Origin of the sequence: Blastococcus goldschmidtiae, assembly GCF_031845325.1 — a bacterium.
GTDB classification, from domain to species: Bacteria; Actinomycetota; Actinomycetes; order Mycobacteriales; family Geodermatophilaceae; genus Blastococcus; species Blastococcus goldschmidtiae.
The window spans coordinates 1-9866 of record NZ_JAVREI010000030.1 but is presented as its reverse complement, the minus strand read 5'-3'; the positions used below and the strand labels follow the sequence as shown (position 1 = coordinate 9866).

At 71.5% G+C, this 9866-nt stretch carries 5 protein-coding genes; all 5 read left to right on the top strand.

Going from position 1 to position 9866, the window contains the following annotated elements; all coding sequences use genetic code 11:
- Window positions 1-69 precede the first annotated feature (69 nt).
- Window positions 70-2118 (top strand): alpha-1,4-glucan--maltose-1-phosphate maltosyltransferase, encoded by a 2049-nt coding sequence (locus RM425_RS21350; RefSeq protein ID WP_311347251.1) that lies wholly within the window; start codon window positions 70-72, stop codon window positions 2116-2118.
- Window positions 2119-2221: 103 nt separating this feature from the next.
- The gene (treS, locus tag RM425_RS21345; RefSeq protein ID WP_311347250.1) at window positions 2222-4063 is read left to right on the top strand and encodes a maltose alpha-D-glucosyltransferase; all 1842 of its coding nucleotides are present in this window, start codon (window positions 2222-2224) and stop codon (window positions 4061-4063) included.
- Window positions 4060-5433, top strand: coding sequence for a maltokinase N-terminal cap-like domain-containing protein (locus RM425_RS21340; RefSeq protein ID WP_311347249.1), 1374 nt, complete (start codon window positions 4060-4062; stop codon window positions 5431-5433). The genes treS and RM425_RS21340 overlap by 4 nt, the downstream gene beginning before the upstream one ends.
- Before the next feature lie 38 nt (window positions 5434-5471).
- Window positions 5472-8330, top strand: a complete 2859-nt coding sequence (gene glgB / locus RM425_RS21335) for a 1,4-alpha-glucan branching protein GlgB (RefSeq protein WP_311347248.1) — start codon at window positions 5472-5474, stop codon at window positions 8328-8330.
- Between the two features lie 45 nt (window positions 8331-8375).
- Window positions 8376-9743, top strand: coding sequence for a neutral zinc metallopeptidase (locus RM425_RS21330; protein WP_311347247.1), 1368 nt, complete (start codon window positions 8376-8378; stop codon window positions 9741-9743).
- The last annotated feature ends 123 nt before the right edge of the window (window positions 9744-9866 follow it).

The following is a 9866-nucleotide window of genomic DNA, read 5'->3' as shown; positions in this document are numbered from 1 at the left end:
CCCCACCCCCCACCCGGACGAGTGCCCGCCGAGGTGCCCGTGCCGCACTACCTCGATAGCGTTGCGGCAATGAATGGCCGCGCTGACCTCCGCCTCGGCATCACCGATGTCGCCCCCGTCGTCTCCTGCGGGACCTTCTCCGCCCGTGCCGTCGTCGGCGAGCACCTGCCGATCACCGCCACCGTCTTCCGCGAGGGCCACGACGCGGTCGCCGCGAACGTCGTCTGGACCGCACCCGGCAGCGACGACGCGAGCGCGCCGTTCGTGCGCATGGCGAAGCTCCCCCCCGAGCCCGACCGCTGGCTGGCCACGGTGGTCCCCGACCGCGAGGGGCCCTGGACCTTCCGCATCGAGGCGTGGAGCGACCCGCTGGCCACCTGGCGGCACGCCGTCGAGGTGAAGATCGAGGCCGGCCAGGGTGCCGACGAGCTGGCCAACGACCTCGAGGAGGGCGCGCGCCTGCTGGACCGCGTCGCCGCCGACGCGGGCGAGGACTGGCGCGAGCGGGTCGCGGCCGCGGCCGCCGCGCTGCGCGACGACTCGCAGGAGCTCACCGTCCGGGTGGCCCCCGCGCTGGCCTCGGGCCTGCAGCGGTACCTCTCCGAGCACCCGGTCCGGGAGCTGGTCACCCGGACGGAGCCGTTCGAGGTGTTCGTCGACCGCCCCCGCGCCCTGTACGGCTCCTGGTACGAGTTCTTCCCGCGCTCCGAGGGCCCCGTCGTCGGCGGCGTGCCGACGCACGGCACCTTCACCACCGCGGCCGACCGGCTGCCGGCGGTCGCGGACATGGGCTTCGACGTCGTCTACCTGCCGCCGATCCACCCGATCGGCACGGTCAACCGCAAGGGCCCGAACACCGCCCAGTTCCCCGGTGGCAACCCGCACGAGATCGGGCCGGACGACGTCGGCTCGCCGTGGGCCATCGGCAGCGCCGAGGGCGGCCACGACGCCGTCCACCCGCAGCTGGGCACGATGGACGACTTCCGGGCGTTCGTCGCCCGCACCCGCGAGCTGGGCATGGAGGTCGCCCTGGACTTCGCCCTCCAGGCCGCTCCGGACCACCCGTGGGTCACCGAGCACCCGGAGTGGTTCACCACCAAGCCCGACGGCACGATCGCCTACGCGGAGAACCCGCCGAAGAAGTACCAGGACATCTACCCGATCAACTTCGACAACGACCCCGAGGGCATCTACGCCGAGTGCCTGCGGGTGATCCGGGTCTGGATCGAGGCGGGCGTCACGATCTTCCGGGTCGACAACCCGCACACCAAGCCGCTGAACTTCTGGCACTGGCTGATCTGGGAGGTCAAGAAGACCGACCCCGACGTGCTGTTCCTGGCCGAGGCCTTCACCCGGCCGGCGATGATGCACCAGCTGGCGCGGATCGGCTTCACGCAGTCGTACACGTACTTCACCTGGCGCACCGAGCGCGACGAGATCGAGGAGTACGGGCGCGAGCTCGCCGAGAACTCGCACTACATGCGGCCCAACTTCTTCGTGAACACCCCGGACATCCTCCACGAGTCGCTGCAGTTCGGCGGCCCACCGATGTTCAAGATCCGGGCCGTGCTCGCCGCGATGATGAGCCCCACGTGGGGCGTCTACTCGGGCTTCGAGCTGTTCGAGCACGTCGCCGCCAAGCCGGGCAGCGAGGAGTACCTGGACAGCGAGAAGTACCGGCTGCGCCCGCGCGACTGGGAGGGCGCCGAGGCCGCCGGCCGCAGCCTGGCGCCCTACCTGCGGCGGCTCAACGAGGTGCGCCGCGCGCACCCCGCCCTGCAGCAGCTGCGCACGCTGCACTTCCACCCGGTCGACAACCCGAACCTGCTGTGTTTCTCGAAGACGGCCGACCCAGGGACCGACCCGGGCTCGGCCGACGCCGTCCTCGTGGTCGTGAACCTGTCCAGCCGCGACACCCACATCGGGACGACGGCGCTGGACATGCAGGCGCTCGGCCTGGACTGGCACGAGCGGTTCTCCGTCACCGAGGAGCTCACCGGCGCCTCCTACGACTGGGGCCAGTTCAACTACCTCGAACTGGATCCCTTCCGCGAGCCCGCACACGTCTTCGCGGTCACCTTCCCCCGCCCCGTGCGGTTCCCGCCCCCGGTCGCCTGAAAGAGGACCCCCGTGCCCCCCGCCGCTCGCACGCTCGCGACGGGACCCTGCACGGGGGCCGCCCGCAACCGCCCGCCTTCTCCCTAAGGGTCTCTCCGCAGCGATGACCGTTCCCGTTCCCGAGTCCGCCCCCGCCCACTCCGCGCTGCCCCCGCCGGGCACCGACCCCGAGTGGTACAAGCGCGCCGTCTTCTACGAGGTGCTCGTCCGCGGCTTCGCCGACAGCAACGCCGACGGCGTCGGTGACCTCCGCGGGATGATCGACAAGCTGGACTACCTGCAGTGGCTCGGCGTCGACTGCCTGTGGCTGCCGCCGTTCTTCGCCTCGCCGCTGCGCGACGGCGGCTACGACGTCAGCGACTACACCGCGGTGCTGCCCGAGTTCGGCGACATCGAGGACTTCAAGGAGTTCCTCGAGGAGGCCCACGCCCGGGGCATGCGCGTGATCATCGACTTCGTCATGAACCACACCTCGGACCAGCACCCCTGGTTCCAGGCCAGCCGCAGCGACCCGGACGGCCCCTACGGCGACTTCTACGTCTGGGCCGACGACGACACCGGCTACGCCGACGCCCGGATCATCTTCGTCGACACCGAGAGCTCGAACTGGACGTTCGACCCGGTGCGCAAGCAGTACTTCTGGCACCGGTTCTTCTCCCACCAGCCCGACCTGAACTTCGAGAACCCGAAGGTGCGCGAGGCGATCATCGACGCGCTGCGGTTCTGGCTGGACCTGGGCATCGACGGCTTCCGGCTCGACGCGGTGCCCTACCTCTTCGAGGAGGAGGGCACCAACTGCGAGAACCTGCCGCGCACCCACGAGTTCCTCAAGGAGGTGCGCAAGGTCGTCGACGCGAACTACCCCGACGTCGTGCTGCTCTGCGAGGCCAACCAGTGGCCGGCCGACGTCGTCGAGTACTTCGGCGAGAACGGCGACGAGTGCCAGATGGCGTTCCACTTCCCCGTCATGCCGCGCCTGTTCATGGCGGTGCGCCGGGAGCAGCGGTTCCCGATCTCGGAGATCATGGCGCAGACGCCGGACATCCCCGACAACTGCCAGTGGGGGGTCTTCCTCCGCAACCACGACGAGCTGACCCTCGAGATGGTGAGCGACGAGGAACGCGACTACATGTGGGGCGAGTACGCCAAGGACCCCCGCATGAAGGCCAACATCGGCATCCGCCGCCGGCTGGCGCCGCTGCTGGACAACGACGTGAACACCCTCGAGCTGTTCAACGCCCTGCTGCTGTCGCTGCCGGGCTCGCCGGTCCTCTACTACGGCGACGAGATCGGCATGGGCGACAACATCTGGCTCGGTGACCGCGACGGCGTCCGCACCCCGATGCAGTGGACGCCGGACCGCAACGGCGGGTTCTCCACCGCCGATCCGCAGCGGATGTACCTCCCGCTCAACGGGGACCCCGTCTACGGCTTCCAGGTCACCAACGTCGAGTCCCAGTTGCGCAACAGCAACTCGCTGCTGCAGTGGGTGCGCCGGATGATCCAGGTCCGCGGCCAGCACCCCACCTTCGGCCTGGGCACCTTCGAGGAGATCGGCTCGCGCAACCCCACCGTGCTGTCGTTCGTGCGGCGGTTCGGCGACGACGTCGTGCTGTGCGTCAACAACCTGTCCCGGTTCCCGCAGCCGGTGGAGCTGGACCTGCGGCAGTTCGAGGGCTACACGCCGGTCGAGCTGACCGGCCGCGTCGAGTTCCCGCAGATCGGCGTCCTGCCCTACATGCTCACCCTCGCCGGGCACGGCTTCTACTGGTTCGAGCTGTCCAAGCCGGTCGAGCCCGCCCCCGAGGAGCCCGAGGACTGGGAGAGCACCGGCAGCAGCGCGATCGCCGACTCCCTGCTCGCCGCCGGGGTGGTCAGCGCCGCGGAGGAGACGCCCGGTGACAACCTCCCCGATCCCGACGACTCCGCCGGAGGATCCCGATGAGCGCACTGGCCGAGCTGCTCCGCGAGTGGATGCCCGCGCAGCGGTGGTTCGGGAGCAAGGGCCGCGAGTGGGCCGACGTCACCGAGGACGGCTTCTTCCTCGACCGCAGCGAGCCGGTGCTCTCGGTGCACCGCGTGCGGGTCACCTACACCGACGGCCACGGCGACACCTACCTGGTGCCGATCTCCTGGCGGGACTCCGAGGTCGAGGAGCTGAGCTCGGCCTACATCGGCCCGCTGGCCGGCGACGGCGACCAGCGGTCCCACGCCTACGACGCCCTGCGCGACCGGGACGCCACCACCCCCTGGCTCATCCACCTGGTGAACGCCTCGACCGTCGGCCCGATGCACTTCCACCCCGCGGGCGTGGCCTACATCCCCGAGGGGGTGCCCGGCGACATCGTCTCGACCGAGCAGAGCAACACCTCGCTGGTCTACGGGTCGGAGGCGATCCTCAAGATCTTCCGGCGGCTGGAGCCGGGGATGAACCCGGACGTGGAGATCCACGACGCGCTGCGCCGGACCGAGAACCCGCACATCGCCCCGCTGCTCGGGCACATCGAGATCGACGACCCCGACGCGTCGAAGGAGCCGGCGACGGTCGCGATGCTGCAGACCTTCGTCCCCAACGCCAGCGACGGCTGGCGCCTGGCCACGGCGAGCGTGCGGGACCTGTACGCCGAGGGCGACCTGCACGCCGACGAGGTGGGCGGCGACTTCGCCGCCGACAGCGAACGGCTGGGCGCGGCGACGGCATCGGTCCACGGCGACATGGCCGCCGTCCTGCCCACCGAGCCGGCCGACCGCGACTGGTACGCCACGGTGGCCCGGCAGATGGGCGAGCGCCTGGACGCCGCCATCGAGGTCGTCCCCCAGCTCGCCGAGCACGCCGACGGCCTCCGCGCCATCTACGCGGCGGTGGCCGGGAGCACCGAGCCCACGGTGCGCCAGCGGGTGCACGGCGACCTGCACCTCGGTCAGGTGCTGCGCACCGCCACCGGCTGGATCGTGCTCGACTTCGAGGGCGAGCCGGCCCGCCCGCTGGCCTCGCGCCGTGAGCTGGACAGCCCGCTGCGCGACGTCGCCGGCATGCTGCGCAGCTTCGACTACGCCGCGCGGCACATGCTGGTCGAGCAGCCGGAGGACACGCAGCGGGCCTACCGGGCGCAGGAGTGGGCCGAGCGCAACCGGGACGCGTTCTGCGCCGGCTACTCCGAGGCCAGCGGCCTGGACCCGTGTGGCGGCTCACCACTCCTTCGGGCGTTCGAGGCCGACAAAGCGGTTTACGAGTGCGTCTACGAGGCACGCAACCGTCCGCACTGGTTGATGATCCCGCTGGACTCCCTGTCCCGGCTCACCAGCCGCGACTGAACGCGCGGACACCACGGACCCGAGCAGAGGACGAGACGATGAGCAGCGATGACCGGAAGGACCCGGTGGCCGACAAGGACGACCTGCAGCGAGCCGTCGAGGAGCGCGTGGCCGCCGCGGAGGCAGCCGCCGGCACCGAACCCGTGATCAACGCCCCGGCGAAGAAGACGAGCCGGGCAGCCGCGAAGCCCACGGCGAAGAAGACCGCGCCCGCCAAGAAGGCCGCGCCGGCGAAGAAGGCCGCGCCCGCCAAGAAGGCGACCACGAAGCGGACCCCGGCCGCGAAGCGGACCACCGGCAACACCGCTCCGGACGACGTGGAGACGACGGCGGAGCAGGAGAGCACCGCGTCCACCGCACCCGAGGGCGGCGGCACCACGACGACGCCGGTGGTCGCCCCGGCACCGATCGCCGAGCCGGGTGACCCGGCCGGCACCCCGGCCGCACCGCCCGAGGCACCGGACCCGGACCCTGCCGAGCCGAGCACGCCGCAGGCTCCGGAGGACGGCGGCGTGGCCTCCGCCCCGGCGTCGGCCGAGCCCACCTCGCCCTCCGCGCCGGCGGAGCCCGCGTCACCCTCCGCGCCGGCCGAGCCCGCGTCCGACGGTGCCCCTGCCGGGGGGCCGGCGACCGCCGGTGAGCAGCCCAGCCTCGGCGAGGTCGGCGAGGACGACCTGCGCGCCGTCGTGGACGGCTGGTCGCACGACCCGCACCGGGTCCTGGGCGCGCACGAGGCCGGCGGTGGCTGGGTGGTGCGCACGTTGCGCCCCGACGCCGTCTCCGTGGCCGTGCTCGACGAGGACGGCAGTCGCTACGACGCCCGCCAGGTGCACGCCGGGGGCATCTACGAGGCCACCGTCCCCCGGCAGCCGGGCGACTACCGCATCGAGGTCGAGTACCCCGACGGCCAGGGCGGCACGACCAGCCACACCGTCGACGACCCCTACCGGTGGCTGCCGACCCTCGGCCCGGTCGACGAGCACCTCATCCGCGAGGGCCGGCACGAGCGGCTGTGGGAGGTGCTCGGGGCGCACGTGCGGCGCTACGACACCCCGGGCGGCACCGTCGACGGCGTCTCGTTCGCCGTCTGGGCGCCCAACGCCCAGGGCGTCAAGGTCACCGGCGACTTCGACTACTGGGAAGCGCGGGCCTACCCGATGCGCTCCCTGGGCTCGTCGGGCGTGTGGGAGATCTTCGTGCCCGGCGTCCCGGTCGGCAGCCGGTACCGGTACCACGTCCTGGGTGCCGACGGCGTGTGGCGGGAGAAGTCCGACCCCCTCGCCTTCGCGACCGAGGTACCGCCGCTGAACGCCTCGGTCGTCACCGAGTCCACCCACGAGTGGAACGACGACGCCTGGCTGGCCGAGCGTGCCTCCGCCGGCTGGCACGAGAAGCCGATGAGCGTCTACGAGGTGCACGCCGCCTCCTGGCGGCAGGGGCTGTCCTACCGCGAGATGGCCGACGAGCTGGTCGACTACGTCGTCGCGGCCGGCTTCACCCACATCGAGTTCATGCCGCTGGCCGAGCATCCCTTCGGTGGCTCCTGGGGCTACCAGGTCACCTCCTACTACGCGCCCACCTCGCGCTTCGGCAGCCCCGACGACCTGCGCTACCTGATCGACCGCGCCCACCAGGCCGGCATCGGCGTCATCGTCGACTGGGTGCCCGCCCACTTCCCGAAGGACGAGTGGGCGCTGGCCCGGTTCGACGGCACGTCCCTCTACGAGCACGGCGATCCGCGCCGCGGCGAGCAGCTGGACTGGGGCACGCTGGTCTTCGACTTCGGCCGCTCCGAGGTCCGCAACTTCCTGGTCGCCAACGCGCTGTTCTGGTGCAAGGAGTTCCACGTCGACGGCATCCGCGTCGATGCGGTCGCGTCGATGCTCTACCTGGACTACTCGCGGACCGAGTGGCTGCCCAACGAGTACGGCGGCCGGGAGAATCTCGAGGCGGTCGCGTTCCTGCAGGAGTTCAACGCCACCGTCTACCGCGAGGTCCCCGGCGTCATGACGATCGCCGAGGAGTCCACCGCCTGGCCGGGCGTCACCCGGCCGACCCACCTGGGGGGCCTGGGCTTCGGGTTCAAGTGGAACATGGGCTGGATGCACGACTCGCTGGCCTACGCGGAGCGGGAGCCGGTGTACCGCAGCTTCCACCACGGTCAGCTCACCTTCTCGATGCACTACGCCTACTCCGAGAACTTCGTGCTGCCGATCAGCCACGACGAGGTCGTCTACGGCAAGGGCTCGATGCTGCGGAAGATGCCGGGTGACCGCTGGCAGCAGCTGGCCAACCTGCGCGCCTACTACGCCTACATGTGGGCGCACCCCGGCAAGCAGCTGCTGTTCATGGGCTCGGAGTTCGCCCAGGATTCCGAGTGGGCCGAGAGCCGTTCACTGGACTGGTGGCACCTCGACGACCCGGCGCACCGCGGGATCCTGCAGCTGGTCACCGACCTCAACGGCCGCTACCGCGAGCTGGACGCGCTGTGGGCCCACGACGTGGACCCGTCGGGCTTCCAGTGGATCGACGCCAACGACGCCGGTGGCAACACCCTGTCCTTCCTGCGCTACGGGAAGTCCACGACGTCGACGGACGCCGAGCCGCCCGCAGAGAACGCCGCGGAGGACCAGGACACCGCTCCCGAGGACAGCCGCTCGGCGCTCGCGTGCGTGGTCAACTTCGCCGGCACCCCGCACCACGAGTACCGGATCGGTCTGCCGCGCGCGGGCTACTGGCGCGAGGTGCTCAACACCGACGCCGAGGGGTACGGCGGCTCCGGGGTGGGCAACTTCGGCGGCGTCGAGGCCGTCGCGGAGCCGTGGCACGGGCAGCCGTACTCCGCGACGATCGCTGCACCTCCCCTGGGCACCGTCTGGTTCCTGCACGAGGCCTGATCGGCGCCCGCACGGGTACCGGTCCGCTTCGTGGGGGCGAGCAGCATGCGACGGCGGTGGGCGAGGCTCACCGCCGTCGCGTTCTCGCTGGTCGTCCTGACCGGGTGCTCGGTGGTCGTGGTGGGTCAGGCCACCCCGGCCCGGCCGCCGGTCACCGACGTGGCCGCCGGGGAGACCGGGATCACCGGCGCGACCGACGAGCCGGTCGACGTGCTGGCCCGCAACGCGCTCGCCGACCTGGAGGTCTTCTGGGGGAAGCGGCTCCCCGAGGACTTCGGCATCGCCTTCGAGCCGCTGGCCGGCGGCTACTTCAGCGTCGATCCCGGCGATGCCGATCCGGCTGCCTACCCCCGCGGCATCGGCTGCGGCGCCGTGGCTCGCGACGTCGAGGACAACGCCTTCTACTGCGTCGCCCGCGACGCCCCGAACTCCGACTCGATCAGCTACGACCGGACCTTCCTGGCCGATCTGGGCGCGGAGTACGGCCGGTTCATCCCGGCACTGGTGATGGCGCACGAGTTCGCCCACGCCGTGCAGGCCCGCGTGGGCGCACCGCCGGTCTCGATCGCCGTCGAGACCCAGGCCGACTGCCTGGCGGGCACCTGGACGCGCTGGGTCGCCGACGGCGGGGCCGAGCACTCGGTGCTGCGGACCCCCGAGCTCGACGAGCTGCTGCGCGGCTACCTGCTGCTGCGCGACCCGGTGGGGACCAACCCGGGCGAGCAGCAGGCACACGGCTCCTACTTCGACCGGGTCGCCGCCTTCCAGGAGGGCTTCGACAGCGGCACCGCGGCCTGCCGGGACAACTTCGGGCCCGACCGGGTCTTCACCCAGGAACCGTTCGCCAGCGACGAGGACGTCGCCAGGGGTGGGAACGCACCGTACGGCGAGCTGCTCGACATCATCGACACGTCCCTGCCGGCCGCGTGGGAGCAGGCGGTGACGGACTTCGAGGCGCCCACCATCGCCTCGTTCGACGGCGACGCCCCCGGCTGCGCACCCGACGCCGGCCTCGACCTCGTCTACTGCGCCGACGAGAACCTGGTGGCGTTCGACCGGACGGACCTGGCCGCTCCGGCGTACGACGAGCTCGGCGACTTCGCCGTCGCCACCGCCGTCGCCCTGCCGTACGGGCTGGCCGTGCGCGACCAGCTCGGGCTGTCCACCGACGGCGAGGAGGCGCTCCGCTCGGCGGTCTGCCTCAGCGGCTGGTACGCCGCGCAGGTCTTCGCGGGCCGGGCGGGCGGAACCTCCGTCTCACCCGGGGACGTCGACGAGAGCGTGCAGTTCCTGCTCGCCTTCGGCGGCGAGCCCTCCGTCGTCCCGGACGCCGACCTCACCGGGTTCCAGCTGGTCGACTTCTTCCGGAACGGCTTCGTGCAGGGGCTCGACGCCTGCGGCCTCGACGCCTAGATGTGATGACCAGGCACGTTGGTCGAGGACCTGCGAGGACACGATCTGAGTTGTAGATGGGCGAAGGCCTCCCGGTGTGGAGTGGAGCTGTCGAGGAACCGCTCCGCCACCAGAGGAGGCCTT